This is a genomic window from Streptomyces sp. NPDC003284 (assembly GCF_053589675.1).
The window spans coordinates 198,814-225,782 of the sequence record NZ_JBSFSI010000012.1 but is presented as its reverse complement, the minus strand read 5'-3'; the positions used below and the strand labels follow the sequence as shown (position 1 = coordinate 225,782).

The following is a 26,969-nucleotide window of genomic DNA, read 5'->3' as shown; positions in this document are numbered from 1 at the left end:
GACCGCCATCCACCGGAGATGAGAGGCACATGTCCTTCGACGACGCATGGTCGGCGGCCCGCTCAGAGGCCGTCGCCAAGAGCTCCACGCAGATCAACGGTGTCGCTCCCGGCGGCGCCGGGGCAGGACCGGACCTCAGGCTGAACAAGCCGGGGAAGAAGGTCGCTGTTCATTCGCTCCAGAACGACATCCGACCGGGAACGACGAAGGCCGGTGTCCACGCTGACGAGTCGTCGTCCGCAGCGGTCAAGGCGTTCGGCGGGTGGGAGACCGGTGCCGGGCTCAAAGACGCGCACGCGGAATGGGAGCGGCAGGTCAAGAGCCTTCAGGCGCGGCTGGAGAAGGACCAGTCGGACCTGGAGGACACGCATCGGGACTTCCAGTACCTCGATCACGGCATCAGGAGCCGGATAGCGGGTCTGGGCACAGGTCCCGACCCGCGGCGAGAAGCCTAGTGCGCAGCTGAACGAAGAAAGTGCGGGGACGGGGAGCGGGCATGCTCAGCTATCAGGACGTAGTCACCATCAACCTCGGCACGCTCACCACAGCGGCCACCGACTGGGATCAGATGGCCGGTGGATTCGAAGAGTTGGAGAGGCTGTATGCGGCGCAGGTGGAGTCCGTCGCCACCGACGGTGAGTGGGTGGGACTCAGCGCCGCGGCCGCGGGGGGACAGTTCGCGTCGACCCGCAAGCAGTTCGCAGACGCGCAGACCGAGGCCCGTGCCATCGCCTCACTCCTGCGCGACGCCCACCAGCAGTTCTCGGAGCTGTGCGGCCAGGTCAAGAACTTGGTCGAAGAAGCCAGGAAGAACGACATGTCCGTCGACAGCAAGGGGGTGGCTGCCTATGACTTCGGCAAGCTGACCCCGATGCGGCACGATCCGGACTACTCCACGTACGTGTCCAAGGCCAAGGCGGCCGAGGCGAGTTACACCAAGGCCATCAAGGACGCCGTGCGGGCCGTCGACGACGCCGACCAGGGGGTCAAGCTGGCGCTCCACAGGGCGGCGGGCGTCAAGAGCTGGTTCGAGCGCGCCATCGGCCGGGCCGGCGGTGCGGAAGACTCCTTCAACGGCTCCGCGGTCGGTGACATCGAGATCTACGAAGCTCGCGAAGCCAAAGCGTACGCGGATCGGATTCTGGACGGCGACAAACTGGACGATGAGGGCCTGAGGGAGTATCAGCGTCTGCTGCGCGACAACTCCGGCGACAAGGTCTTCAGTCAGACCTTCCTCGACTCGCTCGGACCCGACAACACCCTCAAGCTCTCCAACAAGACCGACGATCTGGCCTACTTCGGCGACACCCAGAACAAGAAGGCCTACCTGCAGCTCAATGGTGGTGTCTCCGACGCACTCGCCACAGCTACTCGCGTTCCCGACTTCAAGGATGCCCACGGCAAGCCCCTGCAGTTCGGGACGAAGGCGTACAGCGACGCCTTCGACTCCTGGACGAAGACGGGCGACGCGCAGTTCTACAACAGATGGCGCCAGGAACTGCGTGAGCGCGGCGACGACGCATACGATCTCCAGGCGGCGCACGACAAGATCGATGTAGGCCGTGGCCACGGCCAGCAGATCCGCGGCTATCAGAGTCTGGCCACCCTGATGCAGCAGGGGCACGGCTACTCGCCCCAGTTCGTCGCGGACGTCACCGATGACATGATCGCCATGGAGAAGAAGGACCCCGACATCTGGGACCTGCACGGAGACTTCAGCAAGAAGGGTGGCGACGGCTGGTTCGCCAACGATCCCGTCGACGGCGCGCTCGACGTGATGTCACGCGATCCCGCAGGAGCCGCGGGTTACCTGGACCCGGATTCCGCCGCGGGCAAGGATCGTTTCGACTACCTCCTCGGAAACGGCCATGGCAGCCGCGACTGGAATGTGGTCGACACCACGAACTTCGACAATCCAAAGGTCGAGACGGCCGGTCCTGATACAGCGGACACCGACACCCGCAAGGGATTGGGCAACGCGCTGGCGGCGGCTGCCACCGGCGTCGATCCCTCCTCTCCGGCCGGTGCACAGGGACCGACACAGCACACGGCGGCCAACGACCGGATCTTCGTCCACGCCCTGGACGTCCTGTCCGCCCAGGGCGATGACATGCCGCCGTCATTGCGCGACGACATGGCGAAGGTCCTGACCAATCACGGTCATGAGGTGTACGTCGCGATGAGCGATCCCAGCGGAAAGCGCGATCCGGATCACGGGCCCCGCCTCGACAACAGCCAGATCATGGAAATCACGAAGCAGGTGTCTCGCAGCCAAGGCTCCTACGGTCTGCTCCATGAAGGAATGAACCACGCCATCATGGATGACATCCACAACAGTTCACGCGAACCGGAAGACACGCTCAATTCGGCCGGCTACGCGGTCGGCTTCATGGAGGAAGCCCGGTACAACGCCCTCAAGGGCGACCAGCACGACTACACCTGGGACAAGGCGTGGAGCTATCACGGCTCCGGCGCTCTGCTCAACTTCATTCCGATCTACGGCGATCTCGCACAGCGCGGTGCCGACGTGGTCACCAGTGCATGGATCATGGACGAGCAGCAGGACCAGGCGGCGAAACTGACGAGCGACAATCAAGCGACGTACGAACTCCGCCGTCACCAGCTCAACGCCATCGCCGAACAGTGGTACGCGACCAACTCGGGCTGGGCCCATGATCACACCGGGTACTCACAGGACGACGGGATCTACAAGCAGATCGCTGCGGCCGCCAATCAGGGAAACAAGATGGCAGACGGTATTGCGGGAGACCAGTAGTGAAGAAATTGCATCCTACAGCAGCGGCCGTCGTGTGCGCGGGGCTGCTGGGAGCAGCAGCGGGCTGCAGCGACACCAAGCTTGCCGTACCGGATGATTTCTGCCAGACCTCGGTGGATCATTCTGCCCTGTCTCCGCTTCTGCCGGGAAGCGGAGAGGTCAAGCAGACGCACGAGGATTTCGAATCCCCCCGAGCGGGATCCGCTTGCACCCTCAAGGTGGACGGCCATCTCGTGCTGTCCGTCAATGCTCTGCGCTCGGACGGGAAACCCGGACCGAGGGACTGGAAGAAAGTGGCGGACACGTACAGGTACGCCGCCGAGCGGGATGTTTCTTTCCCTGGAACGGCGGTCATCGGCAGCGACCGTGCCGTGATCGAGGCGCTCTGCACCAAACGCTCCGCTTACATGTCGTTCGCAGTGTATCTGTATGGCGACCGTGTCGAGAATACAACCACCGGCTACAAGAAGCTCCAGCGGTTCCTCGATGATTTCGTACCCCAGGTGACCAAGCGATTCGAATGCACAAAGTGAGCCGGGAGAACGGGATACGGAAAGGGAGGCAACGCCCGGCGTTGCCTCCCTGTTGAGGAGCGGAAGGGCTGCTCAGCCGCCCATCAGCATCCGGAAGCGGGCCGCGTTGCCCTTGTCGGTGTCCTGGTAGCCGATGACCGACTCGTCCAGGAGCATGGCGACGCGGCCGAGCTTCTCGGTCATCGCGGCCATCTCCTGGCTGTTGCTCTGCTGGATCGCCTCGAAGGCCGTCTTGGCCTCGCCCTGCCACTCCGCGGACCGCTGCCTGACGGCACGCATCAGCGCCTCAAGGTGCTCGTTGAGGTTCTTGACCGTGGTGCGCACATCGGCGGCGGCCTGGGTGACGGTGTCGTAGTTGACCGCTGTCCGGTCGAAGCTGCTCGACATGTTCAACGTTTCGTCCTTTCCAGCGGTGTTAGCGGTAGTTGACGCCGACCTGGCCGAGGATCCTGCTCTGGACCTCTCCGGAGTTGTCGACCTTCCGGATCTGGGCGATCCGCTCCTGCTCGTGCGCGTCGAACTTGCCGGCGCTCATACGGACGATCTCCTCAAGGTCGGAGAGGTTGTCCTGGATCTTCCTCAGGTTCTGGTTGATCCCTCGCTGGAGCGAGTCGAACTCCTTGCCCGCCGCACCCTGCCAGCCCGCCTGGACCATGTCGACGACCTGGTTCAGCGAACCGATGCGCTTGCTCAGCTCGATGTTGAACTCATCGATGTGACGCGCCAGTTGCGTGACATCGTCATGGCTGTAGTCGAGCTGCTGCTTCTCCATCGCCTCTTGCCCTCCTCTTGTCCTGAATGTGGCGACAGCCACCGGGCGGGAGCTGCAGATGGGCATCTGAGGCTTCCGCCCGTGGGCAAGAGGTGTCAGCTCCTCCCGCGTGCGCGACGCAGGACGCTCACACCGCGCCGCCCCCGTGACGTACCACTCGCGTGGTACCGGACGTCACTCTAATCACTCCACGAGACGCTTCCAACTGCAAAGCGTGAGCAGTGAAGTTGGCGCGACGGCCAAACGGGCCCCACGTCAGTGTCCCAGCCCCGCGCCTCCCACTCCGACGACGGCGGGGACCGGATCCGCGGGGTGCGCGTGCTCGGCGACCAGTCGACGCTTCGCGAAGAAGACCCTGCCTTGTTCGACGAGAATGTCCGACCGGCCCGGGTCGCTGAGTTCCTCCTCCGCTCGGTCGGGAAGGTGGAAGAAGAGAAAGGGCTTCGCCGTGTCGGTGCGCGGATTCCAGCTCAGCACGGCCGCGGGCTCGACCCCGGTGAGGCTCCGCCGGTAGAGGAGCAGCTCGTCCCCGCTCGTCCGCAGCGGGATGACGGGCTGCGCCGTGTGGCCCTCGAACTTTCCGGCGGTTCTGCCTGTCCTCACATCGAACGCGACGATCCAATTGGACACCTTCTCGGTGGCGTTCGCGTCGAACGCGGTGGCGAGGAAGATCCGGTCCCGTCCCACAGCCATGCCGTCGCACACCTCCGTGGTGCCGAAGTACGTGCTGCCCGCGTAATTACGGCCGCACCCAGGGGCGTAGAGGCCGCTGTCCAGCGGGACGGTGGCCTGGTAGGCGCCCCGGCCGTCGAGGGTGATGAGATGCGTCACCGTCGCGTCTCCGGCGGCCACCGCGAGCACCGGCGGGTCGGCCGAGGGCAGGTACACCGTCCTGACACCGTGGGTCACCTTGTAGGTCCAGGTGCTCCTGCCCGTGCGCGGCTCGATCCCTCGCACCTCGTAGGCGGGATCGCCCGAGTCTCCGCAGGCTACGAGCGCCAGCAGGGCGCGCCCGCCCGCGAAGCCTCGTTCACGGCACTCGGCGCTGTCCTCGTGCGCCCAGAGGCGGCTGCCGTCCCGCATGGCGTAGGCGACCGAACCGCGCCCCCAGGCAGCGGCGACGACTCCCTTGGTCAAGGTGAGGTTCGTATTAGAGATGTCGGCCGCCCCCTCGGCGGGAAGCGGCTGTTGCCAGAGCTTCTCGCCGGTGTCCACATCGAAGACGACGATCTCGTCGCACCGGGTCCCGTCGGCGGGGCCGACGTGCTTCCCGCCCTTCTGGACGGCTACCGCGGTGCGGCCGTCCTGTGTGATGCGCGCGGTCGTGGCGCAGATGTCGCCGTCCAGTGCCAGCGTCCATGCCTCCTGGTCCGAGTCGGGCAGCAGCCGGTAGCCCACGATCCTGTCGGCGACTGCCTTGGCCAGGATCTTGCCGGTGGCCCATGTGCCGGGAGCCAGGCGCGGGTTGCTTTCCGTGGTCCCGGCAAGGCCCTTCTCGCTGTGCGCGACCAGCAGCTGACCGTCCGGTGTGTCCGGTGTTCTCTCCACCGTCTGCCTGATGTCGTCCGCCGAGAGCGCCGGCGTCCCACGGTGCTCGCCGGCCGCCGTGTCGTCGGATCCGGTCGAGAACACCCACATGCCCGCGCCGCACAGTGCCAGGAGCAAGACGGCTGCGGCGGCGACAGCACCCGCCCTGCGGCGCCTGGCCCGGCGCTCCGCGCCCAGCGCAGAGGCGGTGTAGGCGGACGGCGGAGGCCCGAAGCTCATGAGATGCGGTCCTTTCGGCGTTCGTCGGGTCGGGTGCTGACCGGTGGTGGATGCCGGTCCCGCTTCAGGACGGCGCGTTCCCGCCGCGGCGGCGGCGCAGGTCGCGGAGGACGATCGCGGTGCCGGTGATGGCGGCGACCAGGATCGCCGCTGTGCCGAGGGTGTAGGTGGCGTAGCGGCGGTCGCGTTCGTGCGGGGTCTCGGCGAGGGAGAAGGGGGGTACGTCGGGCAGGGGGGCCCTGGCGGGGCCCGGGTCGGGGGTGGGGGCCGAGGGCGGGTGGGCGAGGTCGGACTCCTGGACGGCGCGGACGGGGTCGACGATGCCCCAGCCGACGAAGTCGTCGTGGCCGTTGACGGAGCGTTCGGCGGTCTGCTCGATCTGGGTGACGATCTGGGCGCTCGTCCAGTGGGGGTGCTTCTCCTTGAGGAGGACGGCCACTCCCGCGACGAAGGGGGCGGAGAAGCTGGTGCCGTTGTCGGTGCACTGGCCGCCGCCGGGCACGGTGGAGACGATGTCGACCCCGGGGGCCGCGACGCCCACGAAGGAGCCGGACTGCGAGAACGAGGCCCGTTCGTTGTTGCGGTCGGAGGAGGCCACCGCGAGGACGCCGTCGAAGGCGGCGGGGTAGGTGTTCCTGGCGGTGCCGTCCAGGCCGTCGTTGCCCGCGGAGGCGACCACGACGACACCGTGGCCGATGGCCTCGCGCACGGCGCGGGCGAGGGCGGAGGTGGCGGACAGGGGCTTGGTGGTGTCCTGGGAGATGTTGATGACCTGGGCGCCGCGGTCGACGGCGTAGGTGATCGCCGCGGCCATGGTGTCCGAGTCGCCGCTGTTCTCGGCGTCGTTCTGGCGGACGGGGATGACGGTGGCGTTGGGGGCCAGGCCGACGAAGCCGGTGCCCTTGCGGGGGCGGGCCGCGATGATGCCGGCCACCTTCGTGCCGTGGCCGACCTGGTCGTCCGTGGGGTCGCCGCCCTTGCCCTTCGTCAGGAAGTCGCGCCCCGCCTTCTTGTCGACGGCGGGGGCGAGCTGGGGGTTCTTGGTGTCCACACCGGTGTCGATGACCGCCACCCGCACCCCCTTGCCCTTGTCGGTGCCCTGCCACAGCTCGTCGAGCAGCACCCGCTGGAGCGACCAGGGGGTGCCCGCGACCTGCTCGGCGGGGAAGGTGCACGCGCCGCTGCCGTCCAGGCGGAGGGCGGACGCGGGGGGCGCGGGGACCAAGGGGGGCGCGGGCGCCATGGGGGCCGCGGCGCCGGAGCCGGTCAGCAGGACGGCCGCGGTCAGCGGGATCGCCTTCGTCGGCAGCACGTGCTCGGCACACTCCTCGTTCTTCTGCGGGATGTGTTCTTCTCTGGGATTCGTTCTTCTGCGGGGTTTGTGCTTCTGTGGAATTCGTTCTTCTGCGGGATTCGTCTGCGGGCTCTCCGCGATCCACGGGCTCCACCTGCGTCCCGGGAGCCTTCCACGGGCTCTTCGGGGCAGCGCGGGTCACGAACCCTGGGGGCGGCGGGCGCTGTTGGTGTCCAGGCGGGGGCCCTTCGCCAGGAACTCCGACCAGACGGCCGGCACCTTGGCGGGCCGTACGTTCTGGTAGCCGAGTTTGACCTGGGCCTCGCTGGGCTCGGGGGCGCCGTCCCGGGACTTGCCGCCGTCGGCGCCGATGCCCGACTTGCGGCTGTCGCTGTCGCCGTTGGCCTGGACGGCGTACCGCAGGCCGGTGTCGGTGACCAGGAAGAGGGCTCCGGCGCCCGTCTCGGTGCCCTGGAGCTGGGTGTACAGCAGGCCGGTGCCCGGGGTGACGTAGGTGCCGGTGCCGTCGGCGGTGATCTCGGCCGGGTAGTCGGCGCCCGCCCAGGTGCTGAGCGATGTCGTGTTGTCGCCGCCGACGCCGCGCAGCACGCTGCACACGGTGTCGCGGCCCGACGCGGTGGAGACGTCGTTGACCTGCCGGGCGCGCCGCAGCGGCCAGTGGGCGGCCTGTCCGGCGAAGGTCCCGGGGTCGGCGGTGAAGTCCTGGAGGCCGACCGTACGCGCCGCGCCGTCCATGTCCAGCGGGGCCGTCTGCGGGGAGGAGACGAGCAGCCAGGCGGTGAACTCGCTGACGGGCTGCGCCTTTCCGGGCAGTACGACGTAGTACCGGGTGCCCTCGCCGGTCTCCGTCCTGAGGACGGTGCCGACCTTGTTCTCCCGTTCCGACAGCTGGCCGGGCACATGGGCGGGCGAGCCGACGCCGTCGGGCAGCCGGGGGAAACCGAGGGGGTCGCCCGGGTGGAGCGTGGCCAGCCACTCCTTGGTGACGAGCTGCGGCTTGCGGGAGCCGACGAGCGCCGTCGTGAGCGCGTCGGACTCGCTCCCGGTGATCGCGTACGAGGTGCCCTGGGCGTCGACGAGGTAGCGCTCGCCGGTGCGGGTCCTGACGTAGAGCACGTCCCCGGCGGTGAGGCGGTGGGAGTCGTCCGTCCTCTTCTCGTCGCGCGGGGCCAGGACGAACGCCGCCTGCTGGGTCGTCTCGCCCTTGCCGCCGGGCTGTTCGCACACGGCCCAGCGCTTGGCCCGGCCGGCGTCGTCGGCCGCGGGCAGCCGGTCGGGCGCGTAGGGGATGCCGAGGATCGGGCCGCGCGGCGGCTCGCCGGAGTCCAGGATCTTGTCGCCGACCTGGATGACCTGGTAGTCGGCGTCGTTCATGAGCAGGCGCGCGGAGGCGAGGTTCAGCACCGGGTGGAGCCGGGTGGTGCCGCCGGTCCTGAGGACGACGTACCGGGTCGTAGACTGCTTGCCGACGATGACGCGGGTGCCGGGCTTGTCCCAGCCGGCCGGTGCGGTGGGCTGGAACATGCCCCAGGCGCCGAAGACCGCCATGGCCAGCGCGCCCGCGACCAGGCCCGGCACGACGGCGCGCAGCGGCTTGGGCGCGCCTTCCTCGGACCCGGACGGCGACGGCTGGAGGAAGGCCGCGAGAGTGCGCCTCTTCGCGAAGGTGTAGGCGTTGAGTTCGTCCCGCCGTGATGCCATCTCTGCCTGTGTCTCCCCGTTGTCCCCACCCGCGGGCACCCGTCCCGCGTCCGCGGCCACCCGTCCCGCCCGGCGATGTCAGACCGGCCCCCTACTATGCATGGTGTCTGAGCGAACTGGAGGAGCGGGTAGGGTACCGGGGCCTCGCGACGGCCCAAGTGCACCGTCGCGAGCGGCGAGTTGTGAGCACGACGGGGAGAAGCGGTGAGGGCATCCGGTACGCGGTCGCGACCGCTGGGCCGAGCAGGGGCCGACGGCGCCGGGACGACCGGTGCCGGGGCCGCCGGTGCCGGGCCCGGGGCGCCTCCCGCGGCGCGGGACGCGGGCGCGGCGCAGCCGCGCGTCCGGCAGGGGCCGGGCGGCGCGTTCCGGCTGCGACGGCTGGTGCTGCTGGAGCTGGCCGCGGCGGCCCTGGTGGTCGGCTGGGCGGTCGGACCGATGGCGCTGGCCGCCGCCGTGGTGGTCGCGGCGCTGCTGGTGGTGTCGGCCGTGGCACGCCGAAGAGGCCGCTCGCTGCCCGAATGGGCCGCCACCGCACGCGCGTTGAAGGTACGGCAGCGGCGCGCCGCGGGCACACCGGTCCCCGCGGGCACGGAACCGGCGCTGGTCCCGGCCGTGGAGTGCGAGCCGAACCTGCGGACGTACGCGCACGGGGCGCGGGACCGGCGCCTGGTCGGCATCGTCGGGGACGGCACGTTCGTGACGGCGCTGCTCCAGGTGGAGGCCGACGCGACGGCGCTGCGCGCCGAGCGGACCCGGCGGCCGCTGCCGCTGGCGCTGGTGCGCGACGCCCTCGAAGTGGACGGCATCCGGCTGGAGTCGGCGCAGATCGTGCAGCACACCCAGCCCGCGCCCGCGCTCCATCTGCCGCAGCAGTCCGTGGCGGTGGCCAACTACCAGCCGCTCCAGGCGCTGACGGGAGCCCCCGCGGTGCGCATCACCTGGATCGCGCTGAAGCTGGACCCGGAGCTGTGCCCCGAGGCCGTCGCCGCGCGCGGCGGGGGGCTGGCCGGAGCGCGCAAGTGCGTCGTGCGCGCCGCGGACCACCTGGCGAGCCGGCTGACCGGGGCGGGTTTCCGGGCGACCGTCCTCGACGAGGAGGAGCTGATCGCCGCGCTCGCCACCTCGGCCTGCGCCAATCCGCTGGTGACGGCCGAGGCGGGCCGGACCGGGACACGTGAGCGGCGGACGCAGGAATCCGCCCGCAGCTGGCGGTGCGACAACCGCAGACATACGACGTACTGGATCCGGCGCTGGCCGCCGCTCGGTGGTGACGGCGGCGCGTCGCTGCCGCAGTTGCTCGCCGGGATCACCGCGATACCCGCCCTCGCCACCACCTTCAGCCTGGCCCTCGCGCCCGGCGAGCGGGGCGACGTGGCGCTGTGTGGGCATCTGCGGGTGACCGGACGCAGCGACGACGAACTGGTGGCGGCCCGACAGGCGTTGGAGACCGCCGCGCGGCAGGCGGGCGCGGGTCTGAGCAGACTGGACCGGGAGCAGTTGCCGGGCATGCTGGCCACGCTGCCGCTGGGAGGTGCGCGGTGACGTTCCCCCCTTCGGCACCCATGACCGTCCCGCCAGGCCCGGCTGTCCCGCCCGGCGCGACGGTTCCACACGGCGCGACGGTTCCGCACAGCACAGCTGCTCCGCACGGCGCGTCCGCTCTGCCCGGCCCGGCGGCTCCGCGCGGCACCACGGCTGCGCCGGGTCCTGACACCGGGGTGGTCGCGGACGGCGCCGTGCCGTCCGCCGTCCGCCGGGCCGGTGAGCGGCTGCGGCACGGCCTCGGCCTGATCGGGCCCCGGCACGGGCGGCATGTCCTGTCCGCCGGGCAGCTCGACGCTCTCGCCCTGCCCATCGGGGACGACGGCGTGGTCGCCGGTGTGGACACCGAGGGGCACCCGGCGGTGCTCGGCATCAACCGGCCCACGCCCTACGACGTCGTGCTCATCGGCGGCCTGTGGACGGCGCAGGTGCTCGCGCTGCGCACCGCGGCCACCGGGGCGCGGGTCGCCGTGGAGACCGGCCGGCCGCAGTCCTGGATGCAGATGGTGCACGCCATGGGCGGCGGGCAGAACGGGCTGTCCGTGTACGAGGTGGGGCGGGTCCCGCCCCAGGGCACGTCGGCGGGCACTCCGGTGCTCGTGGTCCGGGACTGCGGGATGCGGCCGCCGCGCGGGCGGGTGGGCTCGGGTCCCTGGCAGTCGGTGCTGACGCTGCTGCCCTATCTCAGTCCGGTGGCCCCGCGGCTGCTGCGGCAGGCACGGCTCGCGGGGGTCCAGCGGGTCTCGCCGGACGAGGCGGCGGAGCTGGGGCGCGTCATGGGGCTGTCCCGGGCGGAGCGGGAGTCGCTGCCCGCCCTGCCCGACGGCGTCACCCTCTGGTGCGGCGACCGCGACCGGCAGTACGTGATGACCCAGCCCACCGACGCCGAGACCGGATTGTTGGGTACGCCTCGCAGGATGGACTGAACTGTCCTTCTGTGGCCGTTTTGTTCAGCGGGTGCACCGTGCGGTCGGGGCCGACTCCGGTCTCCCGCGAGCGTGGTGTGACCTGGTGCGCGCGTGCCCGGGGGCGGCCGGGCCTGACGGGACCCGGCTCACGGTGATTAGGCTGGTACCGGACGCGATGCCACAACCCGTGGAGCAGGCGTCGACGGCCCAGGGGGAGCCGGCGCGATCGGACTGCCTCGAACCACTACGGACGACTCGGAACCACACGACATGGTCGCCCCGGCAGCATGAGCGTGCCCGACCACACCAGGAGGAACTGTGAGCAGCGATCGGGACGGGATCCGCGGGGGCTGGGCCACACCCGGCGATGACCAGCCCGACGCGGAGTCGGCCATCGAGACGACCGGCGAGTTCACCATCGACTACGCACCGCCCGCCTGGTACACGCAGAACGCGTACGGGACCCCGGGGGAACAGCAGGCTCCACCGCCGCAGGAGGCGCAGCAGCCGCAGGGGGCCTCCGAGGGAGGTGCCGGTGGCGGCGCGGGCGGCTCCGCGGGCCCCGGGACCGGGGCCTTCGGCGGAGCGGCCGGTGATCCTCGCGAGACCGGTGGGGCGGCCGGGGCCCCCGGGGCGGCCGGGAGTTCTGGTGGTGTGTCGTTCCCGCCTCCTCCGCCGCCACCCGCGCCCGGTGCGGGTACGCCGGTTGGGGGTGCGCCCGGCGCATTCGGTGTTCCCGGTACACCCGGTGCTCCTGCCGCGTCCGGTGCGCCCTTCGCTCCGGCCGGGCCCCAGCCCGGTGCGCCGTTCGCTCCTCCTCCGCCGCCCCCGCCTCCGTCTCCGTCCGCTTCTCCGGCTCCGCCTCCGCCTTTGTCGCCGTCGCCCTCGCCGTCTCCGTACGCAGCCGATGCGCCTTTCCCGGCTCCGTTCACGGCTCCGCCGCCGGTGGGCGAGCCGGTGGTCGTACCCGGGCTGCCGGCGGACGGCGGGTTCGCGCCGCGCCATGAGCCCGCGCAGCAGGAACCGCGGGAAGCGGGGGCGGGTTCCGGCGGTGGTGACCTCGAAAGCGGTGCCACCATGCGGTTCTCCGCCATCTCCGTGAAGCCGGACATCGAGGAGCAGGACGCCTCGCCGAACGAGGGTGCGGCCGAGGACGGTCACGCTCCTGAGGGCGAGCCCGCGCCTGTCTCCGCTGACGCCTCCCCCGGAACTCCGGAAGACGTCCCTGGCGGGGCCTCCGGGACGGCCGACCCGGAGGACGCCGCGTCGGCGGAACCCGACGCCGTCGGCGAGACGGGCCTGTCCGACAACGTCGGCACCGACGACGCAGATGACACCGATGCCGCCGATGCCGCCGACCAGGCGGAGGACAGCGAAGCGAGCGACCCGCGCGCCGACACACCCGACGCGCCCGGCACACCCGACGTGCCCAACGCACCCGACGCACCGCGCATCCCGGAGGGCTCCGCCTCCCCCGCGCCCGACGACCGGCCCGACGCCGATGCCGCACCCGCCGCGGCGCCCCCCGCCGCACCCGCACCGGCGCCCCAGGACGCGATGCCGCCCGCGGCGCCGCCCGCCGGGCCCACCGCTCCGGGTGCTCCGGGTGCGCCGAGTGCGCCGGGAGCCTGGCCGCCTCCGCCCGTGCCGCAGGGACCCGTACCGCCGCTGCCGCCGTCGTACCAGCCGGCCGCCCCCGCACCGGCGGCCCAGTGGCCCGCGCAGCCCCAGCCCCAGCCGCAGCCCCAACCCCAGCCCCAACCGCCGTTCCCGGCGCAGCCGCAGCAGCCCGGACAGTCCGCGCCGACCGCCGCGCCGCAGCAGGGATACGGCTTCCCGCCGAACGTCCCGCAGCCGCAGGTCCCCGGCCAGGCTCCGCCGCCGCCCGCGCCCCCCGCCCCGGCCGGCTACGGCTTCCCGCACTCCCCCGCCGCCGAGGCCGCGGGCGCTCCCGGCGGCCCCGTACCGCCGTCCCAGCCCCAGGCCCAGGCCCACCCCCAGCCGAACGGCTACGGCTTCCCGCCCGCCCAGCCGGGCGCCCCCCTGCCGCCCGCCGCACCGGCCCAGCCCGGCGGCTACGGCTTCCCCCAGCAGCCCGCACAGCCCCAGCCCCAGCCGAGCCAGCCTCAGGCACCGGCCCAGCCCCAGCCCGACAGTGCGCAGCAGCCGGGTGGTGCCCAGGCGGACGGATTCGCGCTCCAGCAGCCGCAGCCCCCGGTCGACCCGCGCACCGGCGCCGCCTGGCCGCAGCCCATACAGCACGACCAGCGGCAGCCCACCAACCCCGGTGTCGCGCCGCTCGGTTACACGGCGGCCGTGGAGCTGTCGTCCGACCGGCTGCTCAACAACAAGCGGCAGAAGGCGCGCAGCGGACGGCCGACGGCGGCCGGCGGCAGGTTCCGGCTCGGCGCGAAGAAGGAGGAGGCCGAGCGGCAGCGGAAGCTGGAGCTGATCCGTACGCCGGTGCTCTCCTGCTACCGGATCGCGGTCATCAGCCTCAAGGGCGGCGTCGGCAAGACGACGACCACCACCGCCCTGGGCTCCACGCTCGCGACGGAACGCCAGGACAAGATCCTCGCCATCGACGCCAACCCGGACGCGGGCACCCTCGGCCGCCGGGTGCGGCGGGAGACCGGGGCCACCATCCGCGACCTGGTCCAGGCGATCCCGTACCTCAACTCGTACATGGACATCCGGCGGTTCACCTCGCAGGCACCCTCCGGTCTGGAGATCATCGCCAACGACGTCGACCCGGCGGTGTCCACGACGTTCAACGACGAGGACTACCGGCGCGCGATCGACGTGCTGGGCAACCAGTATCCGGTCATCCTGACGGACTCCGGCACGGGTCTGCTCTACAGCGCCATGCGCGGGGTGCTGGACCTCGCCGACCAGCTCATCATCATCTCCACCCCGTCCGTCGACGGCGCCAGCAGCGCCAGTACGACGCTGGACTGGCTGTCGGCGCACGGGTACGCGGATCTGGTGGCGCGCTCGCTCACCGTGATCTCGGGTGTCCGCGAGACCGGGAAGATGATCAAGGTGGAGGACATCGTCTCCCACTTCGAGACGCGCTGCCGCGGGGTCGTCGTGGTGCCGTTCGACGAGCATCTGGCGGCCGGTGCCGAGGTCGACCTCGACATGATGCGGCCGAAGGTGCGGGAGGCGTACTTCAACCTCGCGGCCATGGTCGCCGAGGACTTCGTCCGGCACCAGCAGGCGCACGGGCTCTGGACCTCGGACGGCAACCCGCCCCCCGTGGCGGCCCCGCCGATGCCGGGCCAGCCCATGCCGAACCAGCCGTACCCCGGACAGCCGATGCCCGGACAGCCCATGCCCGGACAGCAGGCACCTGGTCAGCCCGCGTACGGCCAGCCGCCCTTCCCGGGCCAGCCGTACGCCGGTCAACCGGGCCAGCCCTACCCCGCACAGCCCGGACACCCGGGCACCCCCCCGGCCCCGTACCCCCCACAGCCGCAGCCGCAGCAGCAGCCGCCCCAGCACCCCGGACAGCAGTACGGCCAGCCCGCTCAGCCCGGCCCCTTCTCCGCACCGCAGCCGCCCCCGCACCCCGGGCACCCCTACCCGCCCCAACAACCCCAGCAGCCCCAACAGCCCCAGCCCGGAGATCCCCAGCCGGGGCACCCCGGAGGTGGCCAGAATCCGCCGCCCCCCGCGCCGCAGCAGTAGGCGGACCCGTAGCGGTGTGACCGCCCGAACCTCCTGAAGACCCGCTCCGCCCACCGGCGGAGCGGGTCTTCGCACGTTCGCAGGCAGAACCGGCGGGAATCGGCCGCCACCCTGTCACCAGCAAGGCGTCAATGGTCTCCACCAATGTGGGTGAACGTGCGGTCGACTTGTTGTTTCCGCAGGCCACATGGGGTTTGACATACCGTTGACGCGCGCAGACTGCCGCTGATAGACACACTTTTCATTCCGCCGGCCTCATCCGATCACTCTCGATCAAGCCCGATCAAGCGCGCTCCAGCGCCCGCACAGCTCGTTCCAGCCTGTTCACATCTGTTCAAGCCCGCCTCGCGCGGGGCGCGCGCCGCGTCCCGCGCGTGCGACGACGCGAGGTCACCGAGCCATGAGCACACACGATCAGCACGGCAGCGGACGTCACGGCGCCCGCCCGACGAGAACACGGCTGCTGGCCACCGCGGGCGCCGCCGCGCTCCTCCTCGCGTCCGGGCTCGCCGCGCCCGCCGCCGTCTCGGCCGCACAGCAGAGCGGTACCGCGGCATCCGCGCAGACTGGTACCGCGGCATCCGCGCAGACCGGGGACGCGGCGCGGGCCGCGGGGGGCTCGGACGACAAGCAAGGCGGCAAGGTCCTCACCGTCGCCGTGGCGCAGAGCGTCGACTCGCTCAGCCCGTTCCTCGCCGTCCGGCTGCTCAGTACGAGCATCCACCGGCTGATGTACGAGTACCTGACGAACTATGACCCGAAGGACAACCACGTCATCCCCGGCCTCGCCACCAAGTGGCAGTCCTCGCCGGACAAGCTGACCTGGACGTACACGATCCGTACCGACTCCAAGTGGTCGGACGGGCAGCAGGCCACCGCCGAGGACGCGGCGTGGACGTTCAACAAGATGATGACCGACGACGGCGCCGCCACCGCCAACGGCAGCTTCGTCACCAACTTCGCGAAGGTCACCGCGCCCAGCCCCACCCAGCTGGTGATCCGGCTGAAGAAGCCGCAGGCCACGATGACCGCGCTCGATGTGCCGATCGTGCCCAAGCACGTCTGGGAGAAGGTCGGCGACCTCTCGAAGTTCAACAACGACAAGACCTTCCCGATCGTCGGCAACGGGCCGTTCGTGCTCACGGACTACAAGCCGGACAGCTATGTGCGGCTGAAGGCCAACAAGGACTTCTGGCGCAGCGCACCCAAGTTCGACGAGCTGGTGTTCCGGTACTACAAGGACCAGGACGCCGCCGTCGCCGCGCTGCGCAAGGGCGAGGTGTCGTTCGTCGCCGGTTCGCCCTCGCTGACGCCCGCTCAGGCCGCCTCGCTCAAGGGTGACAAGGACATCCACGTCAACGACGCCCCCGGCCGCCGCTTCTACGCCCTCGCCACCAACCCGGGCGCGCAGGCGAAGGACGGCACGAAGATCGGTGACGGCGATCCGTCCCTGCTGGACGAGCGGGTGCGGCACGCGCTGTTCATGGCGGTGGACCGCAAGGCCATCGTCGACAAGGTCTTCCAGGGCCACGCGGTCGAGGGCCAGGGGTACATCCCGCCGCGCTTCTCGCAGTACTTCTACAAGCCGACCGCCGCGCAGGAACTGGCGTACGACCCGGCGAAGGCCGGACAGCTCCTCGACCAGGCGGGCTACAAGAAGAACGCGGACGGCAAGCGCGTCGGCAAGGACGGCAGGCCGCTGAACTACCGCGTGCTGTGCCACGCCACCGACCCCAACGACAAGGCGGTCGGCAAGTACCTCCAGGAGTGGTGGGGCAAGCTCGGCATCGGGGTCACCCTGAACTGCCTGGACAACGTGACCGACCCGTGGCTGGCCGGGAAGTTCGACCTCGCCTTCGACGGCTGGTCCGTCAACCCCGACCCGGACTTCGTGATGTCCATCCACACCTGCGCGGCCCGCCCGCAGACCCCGAAGGACACCGGCGCCACCGACGACTTCATCTGCGACAAGACCTACGACGAGCTGTACGCGCGCCAGCTCGCCGAGTACGACCCCGCCAAACGGGCGGACCTGGTCCGGCAGATGGAGTCGCGGCTGTACGACCTGGGATACATGAACGTCATGGCCTATCCGAACGCCGTCGAGGCCTACCGCACGGACCAGATCAAGTCGATCACCACCATGCCGTCGGCGGCGGGCAACATCTACGGGCAGGACGGCTACTGGAGCTGGTGGTCGGCCATCCCGGCGGACTCCGACGGCTCCTCGGACGGCTCGTCGTCGACCGGGGTCGTGATCGGCATCGTCGTGGGTGTCGTCGTCATCGCCGGTCTGGCGGTGCTCTTCGCGGTGCGCCGCCGGGCGACGGCGGAGGACCGCGAATAGACCGGGAACCGACCGTTGTGCCGACCGCGGACCCACCGCGAACAGACCGTTGTGCCGACCGCGGACCCACCACGAACAGACCGTTGTGCCGACCGGGAACAGCGCGAGCGGACCGGGAGCAGAGCGTGCGGCCGGAAGCAGACCGTGCGGCCGTGAACAGGACGACGACCGCGACCACGTGTACAGGTGCAGGTGCTCATGACCACTGAAGCGACATCCTCACCGGCCGGGGGCGCCGCCGTCCCCGGCCGGGCGGGGCCCGCGCCGGCGGACGGGGGGCGGACGTCCGGGCCGGTGCGGAGGCTCACCGGCGGCGGCTATCCGCGGTATGTGGCGGGCAAGCTGGCCGGGGCCGCCGTGTCCCTGCTCGCCGTCCTCGTCACCAGTTTCTTCCTCTTCCGGCTGATCCCGGGCGACCCGGTGAAGTTCATGACCGGGGGCCGCCCGGTCTCGGCCGAGCAGATCGCCGTCTACCGGCGCGAGTTCGGGCTCGACCTGCCGCTGTGGCAGCAGTTCACGCACTACTGCGGCAAGGCGCTGACCGGGGACCTCGGGACGTCGTACCAGTTCCGGGCGCCCGTCGTGGACAAGATCACCGAGGCGCTGCCGAACACCCTGCTGCTCACCGGCACGGCGTTCGTGCTCTACACCGCGCTGGGCGTCTTCCTCGGCACCCGCTCGGCGTGGCGGCACGGCAAGCTGGGCGACCGGCTCAACACCGGGCTCGCGCTGACCCTCTACTCCATCCCGTCCTTCTGGCTGGGCCTGCTGCTCATCATCGTCCTGTCGGTCGGCGTGGGCCCGGTGCCGGGACTGTTCCCGACCGGCGGCATGGAGTCGGGCGGCAAGGAGGGCTTCGCCTACGCCGTCGACGTCGCCCACCACCTCGTCCTGCCGGTGGTGACGCTGGTCGCCGTCGAGTACGGACAGACGCTCCTGGTCACCCGGTCGGCGCTGCTGGACGAGATGGGCGGCGACTATCTGACGACGGCGCGGGCCAAGGGCCTGCGGGACGACCTCGTACGCCGCCGCCACGCCGTGCCGAACGCGCTGCTGCCGACCGTGACGCTGATCTTCGTCAATCTGGGGCGGACCGTGGCCGGTGTCATCCTGGTCGAGACGGTCTTCTCCTGGCCGGGGCTCGGCGGGCTGTTCTACCAGGCGCTGAGCGTGCCCGACCTGCCGCTGGTGCAGGGGCTGTTCTTCGTCTTCGCCGCGGCGGTGATCGTCATGAACACCCTCGCCGACCTGCTGTATCCGCTGCTCGATCCGAGGGTGGGCCGATGACCGCCGAGACCACCGAAGCCGCCGACTCCCCGGAGGCTTCCGGGGACGACCGCACTCCCCCGGACGCCGCGACCGGCGGGAAGCCGGCCGCGCCGGGGCCGCGCGCGCTGGCGTGGCGGCGCCGCCGGGCCTCCGCAGCGCGCTTCTGGAAGGAGTACCGCAGGCATCGCGCGGGCGTGGTCGGGCTCGCCGCGCTGGTGCTGTTCGCGCTGGTCGCGCTGACCGCGCCGCTGACCGTCGGCTCGGACGTGGAGAGCGTGACCGACGCGCCGGGCCGGCCGCTGGAGAGCCCCAGCGGCCACTTCCCGCTGGGCACCGACCAGTTCGGACGGAACCTGCTGGGCCTGGTGATCTGGGGATCGCGGGTCTCGCTGCTCGTCGGACTGCTGGCCGCCGTGCTCTCCGTGGCGATCGGGGCGCTCATCGGGGTCACCGCCGGGCACTTCCGCGGCTGGTACGCCACGGTGGCGATGCGGGTCACCGACTGGTTCCTGGTGATGCCGACGCTGGTCCTCGCCATCGCGCTCGCCACGGTGCTGTCCCGCTCGCTCGGCACGATCGTGCTCGCGATCGGCGTGACCACCTGGCCGACCACCGCCCGCCTCGTGCGGGCGCAGACACTGGCGGTGGAGTCGCGGCCGTACATCGAACGCGCGAAGGCGCTCGGCGGCGGCCACTGGCACATCATGTCCCGGCACGTGCTGCCGAACGTCATGCCGCTGGTGCTCGCGCAGACCACCCTGATCATCTCCTCCGCGATCCTCGCCGAGGCGACCCTGGCCTTCCTCGGCCTCGGGGACCCCACGGTCATCTCCTGGGGCGGGCTGCTCCAGGACGCCCGGGAGGCGGGGGCCGTCAGCTCCGGCGACTGGTGGTACCTGGTGCCGCCGGGCATCGCGATCGCGGTCGTGGCGCTGGCGTTCACGCTGTGCGGGCGCGCGGTGGAGGCCGTACTCAACCCCAGGCTGGGGGTGTCCCGTTGACCCTGCTCGACGTACAGGACCTGGAAGTGACGTACCCGGGCGGAGCCGCCGCCGTGCGCGGGGTCGATCTGACCCTGGGCGCGGGCGAGAAGCTCGGCATCGCGGGCGAGTCGGGCTGCGGCAAGTCCACGCTGGCGCTGGCCCTGCTGCGGCTGCTGCCGGCCGGGGCCCGCACCGGCGGGCGGATCCTGCTGGACGGCGAGGACGTCCTCGCCATGAAGTGGGGCCGGGTACGGGCGGTGCGCTGGGCGGGGGCGTCGATCGTCTTCCAGGGCGCGATGCACTCCCTGAACGCCGTGCACCGCGTCGGCGACCAGATCGCCGAACCGATCCTGCTGCACCGCGGGGCGACCGCGGCCGGTGCCCGCAAGCGGGCCGGTGAGCTGCTGGAACAGGTGGGGCTTCCGGCGGCGCGGGCGTCCGCCTATCCGCACGAGCTGTCCGGCGGGCAGCGCCAGCGCGTCATGATCGCGATGGCGCTCGCCTGCGACCCGCGGCTGATCATCGCCGACGAGCCCACCACCGCGCTGGACGTGATGATCCAGGCCCAGATCCTGCGCCTGATCGAGGAGCTGGTCAGCGAGCAGGACGTGGGCCTGATCATGATCAGTCACGATCTCGCGGTACTGGCCGACACCTGCGACCGGCTCGCCGTGATGTACGCGGGCCGGGTCGTCGAGGAGGGCCCGGCCCGCCAGGTCTACGAGGACGCCCGGCACCCCTACGGCAAGGCGCTGTCGGGGGCGTTCCCGAGGATCGGCGACCCGGCCTCGCGGTTCGCGCCGCGCGGGCTGCCCGGCGATCCGCCCGACCCGACGGCCGTGCCGCCCGGGTGCGCGTTCCGCCCGCGCTGCACGGTCGCCCTGGACCGCTGCGCGGCCGAGGACCAGGCGCTGCGGGAGGCGGGCGCGGGACGGCGGGCGGCGTGTGTGCACGTGGGGCCGGAGGCGGACACCGGGACGGTGGGGAGCGCGGCGGCCGCGCAGGACGAGGGACTGAGGAGCAGCACCGCATGACGACCACCACATCCCCGCTGCTGAGCGTCGAGGGGCTGCGTGTCGCCTTCCCCGGACGGCACGGCGCGCCGACCGCGCGGGCCGTGGACGGGGTGGACCTCGACATCCGGCGGGGCGAGATCGTGGCGCTGGTCGGCGAGTCCGGCTGCGGCAAGACGACGCTGGCCCGCTCCCTGCTCGGGCTGGTCCCGCCGACCGCGGGCCGGGTCACCTTCGACGGGGCGCCGCTGGCGTACTCCTCGCGCGCCCTGAAGGCATACCGCAAGCGGGCGCAGCTCGTCCTCCAGGACCCGAGCGGCTCGCTCAACCCGCGGCACACGGTGTACGACGCCGTCGCCGAGGGCCTGCGCATCCACGGGCACCCGGGCGACGAGCGGGCCGCGGTCGCCGGGGCCCTGGCCCGCGCCGGGCTGCGCCCTCCCGAGCGCTTCTTCCTGCGCTATCCGCACGAGCTGTCCGGCGGGCAGCGCCAGCGGGTCGTCATCGCGGGCGCGCTGGTCCTGGAGCCGGAACTGCTCGTCGCCGACGAACCGGTGGCCTCCCTCGACGCGTCCGTGCGCGGCGAGATCCTCGCGCTGCTGCTGCGGCTGCGCACCGAACTCGGGCTCTCCGCGCTGGTGGTGACGCACGATCTGGGGCTGGCCTGGAACATCGCCGACCGGGTCGCGGTGATGTACCTCGGCCGGATCGTGGAGACGGGCGCGGTGGAGCAGGTGCTGACGGCGCCCCGGCATCCGTACACCCAGGCGCTGCTGTCCGTCCTGCCGGAGGCGCCGGGCGCCCCGGTCGTCCTCACCGGCGAGCCGCCCGACCCCTCGCGGATCCCCGCGGGCTGCCGGTTCCACGCCCGCTGCCAGATCCTGGCGGGCGGCGAGGCCGAACGCGCGGGGGTCGCCGACGCCTGCCGCGGCCAGGACCTGGAGATCCTGCACGGCGGCGGCACGAACCAGGTCGCCTGCCACTGGGCCAGGACCCGGCCGCAGGAGGAGACGGCGGCGGAGGCCGGGACCGGGGCAGCCGTGCCTCCCGGGTGAGGGCCCCGGCGCGCGGGCGCCGGGGTGAGGGCCCCGGCGCGCGGGCTCCCGGGGTGAGGGGCCCGGCGCGCGGGCGCCTGCCGCCCGTGCGTGGGACGGCTCAGACCTGCCGGTCGTCCGCCGCGATGATCTCGCGGCACTTCTTGACGTCCTCGGCCATCGTCTCCAGGAGGGCGTCCAGGGAGTCGAACTTGGCCTGGCCGCGCACGAAGGCCAGGAAGTCCACGGCGACGTGCAGGCCGTACAGGTCGAGGCCGACGCGGTCGATCGCGTACGCCTCGACGGTGCGCTCGGTGCCGTCGAACTGCGGGTTGGTGCCGACGGAGACGGCGGCCGGCATCACCTCGCCCTGGGCGTGCAGATAACCGGCGTAGACGCCGTCGGCGGGGATCGCGGTGTGCGGGAGCGTCTCCACGTTGGCCGTGGGGAAGCCCAGCTCGCGGCCGCGCTGGGCGCCGCGTACGACCACGCCCTCCACGCGGTGCGGGCGGCCCAGGATCTCGCGGGCGCCGCCGACGTCCCCCTCGGCGACCAGGCGCCGGGTCAGGGTGGAGGAGAACGGCTCGCCGCCGCCCGCCGCGCCGGTGACGTACAGGTCGACGACCTCGACCTCGAAGTCGTGGAGCTTGCCCTGCTCGGCGAGGAAGTCCACGGTGCCCGCGGCGCGGTGGCCGAAGCGGAAGTTGGGGCCCTCGACGACCGCCTTGGCGTGCAGCCTGTCGACCAGCACCTTGACGACGAAGTCGGCCGGGGACAGCTGCGAGAACACCGTGGTGAACGGCAGGACGAGCACCGCGTCCACGCCCAGCTCCGCCATCAGCTCGGCGCGGCGGTGGTGGGGGGCGAGCAGCGGCGGGTGGCTGCCGGGGCGCACCACCTCGCTGGGGTGCGGGTCGAAGGTGACGACGACGGAGGGCACGCCCAGCTCGCGGGCGCGGTTCACGGCGTGCTCGATGATGAGCTGATGGCCGCGGTGGACCCCGTCGTAGGACCCGATGGTGACGACGCTGCGCCCCCAGTCCTGGGGGATGTCCTCCAAGCCACGCCAGCGCTGCACTGTGACCGCTCCTCGTCGAACCCGTGTCCTTGTTGGCCGGATGCCGCCCGGATTGCCGTCATCCGGGTCGCCCTGCCGCCTTGTCCGCAGGTCTAAGGGTGCCATGCCCGGCCCGCGCCGCCCGCATCGGCATGGGCCCTGTGACCGGGTGCACGTGAGCGGCGGGCGTGCGCGGCGGCCTGCGCGGCGGCGGTCAGACGCGGCGGTCAGACGGGGACCGGCGGGACGGCCGTCGGCGGCGGGACGGGGGCCGCTGCCCCGGCCGGATGCTTCTCACGGGTCCTGCGGGCGCCGGGACCCACCAGGACGGCCCAGTCGTACGGCGCGCCGGTGAGCCAGCCGGCCAGCCGCGCGGCGAAGCCGGGGACCTCGCGGCCCAGCTCCGCGAGGGCCCGGTCGAAGACGGCCGCGCCCTGCGGGGTGCGGACGAGCAGCAGCCCGACCCGGTGGACGAGGAGCCGCAGATCCTCCTCGGCGCCGGGCGCGGCGGCGCGCAGCACCGTGTCCAGCACATCCGGGTCCGTCTCGCGGGTCAGCAGCAGATCGAGCAGTTCCCGGCGCGGCACGCGGGACGCCGGGGAGCCGGGCGTGGCGAGGACCGCGCCCAGGGCCGAGCGCAGCGCGGCGGGGCCGCCCGCGGGGCTGTCCAGGCAGTCGGGGCTGTCGGGGCAGTCGGGGCCGCTGGTCTCCAGGAGGGCGGTGAGCAGCGGGAACAGCATCGCGCGGGCGCCCGGCCCCTGGTCGAGGCGCCGGTCGACGTACGCCGCGACGGCGGCGGCGGTGTCCGGCGCCCGTGTCACCGCGTCCCGGACCACGGCGGCGACGCGCCGGGCGAGCCCGGGTGTGGTGGCGTCGGCGAGGGTGCGCAGCGCCTCGGCAGCGCCGGGGCCGTGCCGCAGCCGTTCGCCGAAGGCGGCGAGGACCGCCTCGGGGTGGGTGGCCAGCGCGAGGGTGAGCGCGTCGGGCGGCAGATGGGCGTCACCGGCGGCGAAGTGCCGCAGCGCCTGCGGGAGGTGCCGGGCGCGGGTCGCCGGGTCGGCCACGAGCAGGGCCAGCGCGCCGCCGTGCAGGGCAGTGTCGGCGGGACGGGCGAGCACGGCGCGGGCGGCGCCGCGCAGCAGCGCGCGGTCGGAGTCGGCGCGGACGTGGGGCACGGTGCGCAGTGCCTGCGCCACCGCCGTGGCGCGCCGGTCCGGGCGTTCCTCGTCCGCCCAGCGGGCGACGGCCCGGCACAGGAGGGCCGGTTCCTCCTCGGCGAGCGCGGCCAGCAGTTCGGCGGCACGCGGGTGCGGGCAGTCGGCGAGCGTCTCGATGAGAGCGTCCGGGTCCGGGTCGCGATGGGCGTACAGCAGCGCCTGGGCGGCCGTGGCCACGGTGGCGTGCGGCGCGGCGGGCAGGGGCCGCTCGTCGTCGAACCAGCGGGTCAGATGCGGTCGCACCGTGGCCGGTTCGGCGACGAGGAGCCGGGCGACGGCGTCCAGATAGCGAAGCGGACGCGGGCCGTCCGCAGCGGCGCCGGTGCCGGTCCCCTGCGGGGAACCGGACGCCTGCGGGAAGCCGGACGCATGCGCGGGGCCGGGCTCCTGCCCGGGGCCGGGTGCGGACGCCTGTGCCGCCGGGTGGGCGGCGGGCGCCTGCGCGGGGTGGCCGGTGGCGGGCGTCCGCGCCGGGCCGGTGGTGGCGTCCGCCGGTCGGCCGCCGGTGTCCGGGCACCGCGCGGGATCTTCACGCACCTCCCGCGCGGGACCGGCGACGGCGACGGGGCCGGGCTCCGGTGCCGGGCCGTCGCCCAGGAGCAGGCGGCGGAGCAGGTCGCAGCGGTCGGTGGCCGACAGGTGCAGCGCCGCCCAGAAGCCGGGTCCGAAACCCCTCGGCACCGGGAGGCCGCACTGCCGCCAGACGCCGATCCGGTCGGCGAGCAGCCGCAGCACTCCGGCGTACGGCGTGGCGTCCGTGACGCGCCGGAGAACACCGGCGAGCAGCCGGGACGCCCACCACGAGTGCGGGTCGCCGTCCAGGGCGCAGATCAGCTCCTCCAGCCGGACGGCGAGGCGGCGCGGGCCGTGCTGGCGGGCGAGCAGGAGCAGCGCCTGGACGATGGGGCCGATGCGGTGGTGCGGCACGGGCAGCGGGTGGTGCGGCTCGCCGGGGATGTGCCGCCGGTGCACCAGGACGCGCAGGGCCTCGTCCAGGTCGAGGTGGCCGCCCTGGATCCAGTCGGCCAGCTCCTCGTGGGCGAAGCGGTAGCCGTCACCGGCCGGGACGATCAGGCCCTCGGTGAGGACGGCCGACGCCCAGCCGGTACCGCCGCCCAGGCGCGCGGGGGCGGGGCCCCACGGGAACACCTCCTCGAACGCGGCCCGGTCCAGCTCCCCCTGCCCGGGGCCGAGGCTGCGCCGGGCGGCCTCGTGCACCTGGCCGGAGACCCGGGCCGCGAGGCGGCGGACGGCGGTGCCGCGCAGGTCGTTCTCGGCGGCCAGCCGGACGGCGACGCGCAGGCACATCAGGTCCAGGTGGGCCGCGAGGACGTCGGCACGGTCGAGGCGGGGGTGGCCGCCGGTGCCGGGCAGCGCCGCGCGCACCTCGGCCAGCAGCCGGAGCGTGAGGGGGTGGCGGGCGTCGGCGTCGGCCAGGGCGCCGTCCGGGATCCGGTACCGGGCACGGGCCGTACGCGCCTCCTCGGGACGCAGGTCCCCGAGCCGCAGGCAGGCCGCGGAGGGATCCGCGGGGCCGCCCGCCGCCGTGTCGGCCCCCGCCGCCTCCCAGTACGCGTCCCGGCAGGCGACCACCAGCCGCGCCCCCGTGCCGCGCAGCCAGCGGGTGGTGCCCTCGGTCCACTCGGCGAGCCGGTCCGCCAGGGCGGACGGCATCTCCTCGGGGCCGTCCAGGAGGAGCAGCAGCGGCCGCCCCTGGGCGCGGGCGAGGTGGGCGAGCCGCTCCGGGGTGAGACCGGCGAGACCGGCCGGCAGCGGTGCCCGCGCGGCCGAGACGATGCGGGCCGCCCGCTCCAGCGCCCGTCCGGCCGCGTCCGCCACCGAGGTGTCGGCGCCGTGCAGGTCGGCGCCGCGCAGCCACAGGGTGGGCGCGGGGGCGTCCCCGCGGGCGCGGCGCCCGGCCAGCGCCGCGAGTTCGGTCGTACGGCCGCTGCCGGGCGGCCCCACCAGGCCGAGCACCGCCGGTGCGGCCACTGGTCCGGCCACCGGTGCGGCCCCCGGTCCGCGCCCGAACGCGTCCAGTGCGCGGGCCACCGCGGGCCGCTCGACCGGCGGCCCGTACGGGGCGGTCGCCGGGGCGGGCGGATGGTACGGAGGGTCCGGGAGGGCGCCTCGCGGGGCCTCCTGGGCGACGGAGGTGGCCGTCAGTTCCAGGACACCCGCCAGGTTCAGATCGGGGCCGTAGGCGGGGACGGTGGCCGCGTTGCGGGCGAGCAGTTCGGCCAGGGGGCCGTCCGGGCCTTCCGGGCCGTCGCCCGGCGGCAGCGGTACCGCGAAGCCGGTGGCGCGGGGGCCGGAGCAGAGCGCCGTGCCGAGCACGGCGGCCACGGCGCCGGTCTCCGGGTCCAGCACCGGTCCCCCGGCGGCTCCGCCGCCCGGCCGCAGGGCGTCCCGGCCCGCGGTGCCGATGGCGAGCTCCAGGACGCCGTCCAGGTGGTGGGAGCGGCCGTCGGCGGGGTAGGTGGCGGTGGCCGTGTCCAGGACGCGGGCCTCGCGCCAGCCGCCGGCCGCGATCCGCACATAGCCGCCGGCCCGCACCCGGCCGGGCGCCGCCACCGGCAGCGGCGCGAGGTCCAGGCCCTCGGTCCGCACGAGCGCGAGGTCCAGGCCGGGCAGCTCGGTCACCGCGTCGGCCCCCACGACGCGGGAGCGGCCGTCCGCGCCGTGCGGGTGCAGCACGAGGGCGCTGAGACCGGCCACGGTCTCGTGGCTGGTGATCACGGTGCCGTGGTGGTCGGCGGCGAAACCGGTGCCGCGCGGGCGTCCCGCCAGGTCCCTGACGTACACCAGGGAGGCGTCCAGGACGCGGTCGCGCGCCCCGGCGGCGGCCGAGGGTCCGGGAGGGGGCTTCGGAGCGGCGGTCAGGGCGGAAGCGGCCCCGGCAGCGGCCCCCGCCACCGGTCCGCGCCGCGGTGCGGGCCGGTGGGCGTGCCTGCCGCCGCCGCGTCGTCCGCCGGGCACGCCACCGGGCGCGCCGGACACGGCCTCCGGCCGCGGCTCCCGTGCTGCCGCCATGGTCCGACC

The 26,969-nt window shown here is 73.0% G+C and carries 18 protein-coding genes; 11 read left to right on the top strand and 7 right to left on the bottom strand.

The window, feature by feature from the left end; all coding sequences use genetic code 11:
* Nucleotides 1-29 precede the first annotated feature (29 nt).
* The 3 genes from ACWDYF_RS24790 to ACWDYF_RS24780 are packed head-to-tail and all read left to right on the top strand — an operon-like array spanning nt 30 to nt 3,309.
* A complete protein-coding gene (locus ACWDYF_RS24790) occupies nt 30-455 on the top strand; it encodes a hypothetical protein (RefSeq protein ID WP_389473340.1) in 426 nt (141 codons plus the stop codon).
* 41 nt (nt 456-496) lie between these two features.
* Entirely contained in the window at nt 497-2,776 is a 2,280-nt protein-coding gene (locus ACWDYF_RS24785; RefSeq protein ID WP_389473338.1) for a WXG100 family type VII secretion target, read from the top strand.
* Entirely contained in the window at nt 2,776-3,309 is a 534-nt protein-coding gene (locus tag ACWDYF_RS24780; RefSeq protein ID WP_389473336.1) for a hypothetical protein, read from the top strand. The genes ACWDYF_RS24785 and ACWDYF_RS24780 overlap by 1 nt, the downstream gene beginning before the upstream one ends.
* Nucleotides 3,310-3,381: 72 nt before the next feature.
* On the opposite strand, the gene ACWDYF_RS24775 is transcribed toward ACWDYF_RS24780, so the two are convergent.
* From ACWDYF_RS24775 to eccB, 5 genes are all read right to left on the bottom strand, one after another.
* Nucleotides 3,382-3,696, bottom strand: a complete 315-nt coding sequence (locus ACWDYF_RS24775) for a WXG100 family type VII secretion target (RefSeq protein WP_064535560.1) — start codon at nt 3,694-3,696, stop codon at nt 3,382-3,384.
* A gap of 28 nt (nt 3,697-3,724) precedes the next feature.
* Entirely contained in the window at nt 3,725-4,081 is a 357-nt protein-coding gene (locus ACWDYF_RS24770; protein WP_064535559.1) for a WXG100 family type VII secretion target, read from the bottom strand.
* 255 nt (nt 4,082-4,336) lie between these two features.
* On the bottom strand, nt 4,337-5,848 hold the full coding sequence (locus tag ACWDYF_RS24765) for an outer membrane protein assembly factor BamB family protein (RefSeq protein ID WP_389473333.1): 1,512 nt from the start codon (nt 5,846-5,848) through the stop codon (nt 4,337-4,339).
* Between the two features lie 64 nt (nt 5,849-5,912).
* Nucleotides 5,913-7,160: a type VII secretion-associated serine protease mycosin gene (mycP, locus tag ACWDYF_RS24760; RefSeq protein WP_389473331.1), complete on the bottom strand. Its 1,248-nt coding sequence runs from the start codon at nt 7,158-7,160 to the stop codon at nt 5,913-5,915.
* A gap of 180 nt (nt 7,161-7,340) precedes the next feature.
* Nucleotides 7,341-8,864 (bottom strand): type VII secretion protein EccB, encoded by a 1,524-nt coding sequence (eccB, locus tag ACWDYF_RS24755; RefSeq protein ID WP_389473329.1) that lies wholly within the window; start codon nt 8,862-8,864, stop codon nt 7,341-7,343.
* 204 nt (nt 8,865-9,068) lie between these two features.
* On the opposite strand from eccB, the gene eccE reads away from it, so the two are divergent.
* From eccE to ACWDYF_RS24715, 8 genes are all read left to right on the top strand, one after another.
* Nucleotides 9,069-10,409, top strand: a complete 1,341-nt coding sequence (gene eccE, locus ACWDYF_RS24750) for a type VII secretion protein EccE (protein ID WP_389473327.1) — start codon at nt 9,069-9,071, stop codon at nt 10,407-10,409.
* A 176-nt stretch (nt 10,410-10,585) separates the two neighbouring features.
* A complete protein-coding gene (locus ACWDYF_RS24745) occupies nt 10,586-11,335 on the top strand; it encodes a hypothetical protein (RefSeq protein ID WP_389473325.1) in 750 nt (249 codons plus the stop codon).
* Between the two features lie 300 nt (nt 11,336-11,635).
* The gene (locus tag ACWDYF_RS24740) at nt 11,636-15,007 is read left to right on the top strand and encodes an SCO5717 family growth-regulating ATPase (protein ID WP_389473323.1); all 3,372 of its coding nucleotides are present in this window, start codon (nt 11,636-11,638) and stop codon (nt 15,005-15,007) included.
* 400 nt (nt 15,008-15,407) lie between these two features.
* Complete coding sequence (locus ACWDYF_RS24735) at nt 15,408-17,354, top strand: ABC transporter substrate-binding protein (protein ID WP_389473321.1); 1,947 nt, start codon at nt 15,408-15,410, stop codon at nt 17,352-17,354.
* Nucleotides 17,355-17,552: 198 nt separating this feature from the next.
* Nucleotides 17,553-18,641, top strand: coding sequence for an ABC transporter permease (locus ACWDYF_RS24730; protein ID WP_389473319.1), 1,089 nt, complete (start codon nt 17,553-17,555; stop codon nt 18,639-18,641).
* Entirely contained in the window at nt 18,638-19,624 is a 987-nt protein-coding gene (locus ACWDYF_RS24725; RefSeq protein ID WP_381741326.1) for an ABC transporter permease, read from the top strand. The genes ACWDYF_RS24730 and ACWDYF_RS24725 overlap by 4 nt, the downstream gene beginning before the upstream one ends.
* Nucleotides 19,621-20,640: an ABC transporter ATP-binding protein gene (locus ACWDYF_RS24720; protein ID WP_389473316.1), complete on the top strand. Its 1,020-nt coding sequence runs from the start codon at nt 19,621-19,623 to the stop codon at nt 20,638-20,640. Before ACWDYF_RS24725 ends, ACWDYF_RS24720 begins: the two co-directional genes overlap by 4 nt.
* Nucleotides 20,637-21,674, top strand: a complete 1,038-nt coding sequence (locus ACWDYF_RS24715; protein ID WP_389473314.1) for an ABC transporter ATP-binding protein — start codon at nt 20,637-20,639, stop codon at nt 21,672-21,674. Before ACWDYF_RS24720 ends, ACWDYF_RS24715 begins: the two co-directional genes overlap by 4 nt.
* Before the next feature lie 100 nt (nt 21,675-21,774).
* On the opposite strand, the gene ACWDYF_RS24710 is transcribed toward ACWDYF_RS24715, so the two are convergent.
* Both ACWDYF_RS24710 and ACWDYF_RS24705 read right to left on the bottom strand, forming a co-directional pair.
* Entirely contained in the window at nt 21,775-22,731 is a 957-nt protein-coding gene (locus ACWDYF_RS24710; protein ID WP_381741322.1) for a bifunctional riboflavin kinase/FAD synthetase, read from the bottom strand.
* Nucleotides 22,732-22,937: 206 nt separating this feature from the next.
* Complete coding sequence (locus ACWDYF_RS24705) at nt 22,938-26,960, bottom strand: trypsin-like peptidase domain-containing protein (protein ID WP_389473312.1); 4,023 nt, start codon at nt 26,958-26,960, stop codon at nt 22,938-22,940.
* Between the last annotated feature and the right edge of the window lie 9 nt (nt 26,961-26,969).

What these genes read in the sequence shown, in the direction of transcription:
- eccB (WP_389473329.1), bottom strand. Translation starts at nt 8,864, where the DNA reads ATGGCATCACGGCGGGACGAACTCAACGCCTACACCTTCGCGAAGAGG.
- ACWDYF_RS24725 (WP_381741326.1), top strand. Translation starts at nt 18,638, where the DNA reads ATGACCGCCGAGACCACCGAAGCCGCCGACTCCCCGGAGGCTTCCGGG.
- ACWDYF_RS24715 (WP_389473314.1), top strand. Translation starts at nt 20,637, where the DNA reads ATGACGACCACCACATCCCCGCTGCTGAGCGTCGAGGGGCTGCGTGTC.
- ACWDYF_RS24705 (WP_389473312.1), bottom strand. Translation starts at nt 26,960, where the DNA reads ATGGCGGCAGCACGGGAGCCGCGGCCGGAGGCCGTGTCCGGCGCGCCC.
- ACWDYF_RS24790 (WP_389473340.1), top strand. Translation starts at nt 30, where the DNA reads ATGTCCTTCGACGACGCATGGTCGGCGGCCCGCTCAGAGGCCGTCGCC.
- ACWDYF_RS24785 (WP_389473338.1), top strand. Translation starts at nt 497, where the DNA reads ATGCTCAGCTATCAGGACGTAGTCACCATCAACCTCGGCACGCTCACC.
- ACWDYF_RS24775 (WP_064535560.1), bottom strand. Translation starts at nt 3,696, where the DNA reads ATGTCGAGCAGCTTCGACCGGACAGCGGTCAACTACGACACCGTCACC.
- ACWDYF_RS24770 (WP_064535559.1), bottom strand. Translation starts at nt 4,081, where the DNA reads ATGGAGAAGCAGCAGCTCGACTACAGCCATGACGATGTCACGCAACTG.
- ACWDYF_RS24735 (WP_389473321.1), top strand. Translation starts at nt 15,408, where the DNA reads ATGAGCACACACGATCAGCACGGCAGCGGACGTCACGGCGCCCGCCCG.
- ACWDYF_RS24765 (WP_389473333.1), bottom strand. Translation starts at nt 5,848, where the DNA reads ATGAGCTTCGGGCCTCCGCCGTCCGCCTACACCGCCTCTGCGCTGGGC.
- ACWDYF_RS24730 (WP_389473319.1), top strand. Translation starts at nt 17,553, where the DNA reads ATGACCACTGAAGCGACATCCTCACCGGCCGGGGGCGCCGCCGTCCCC.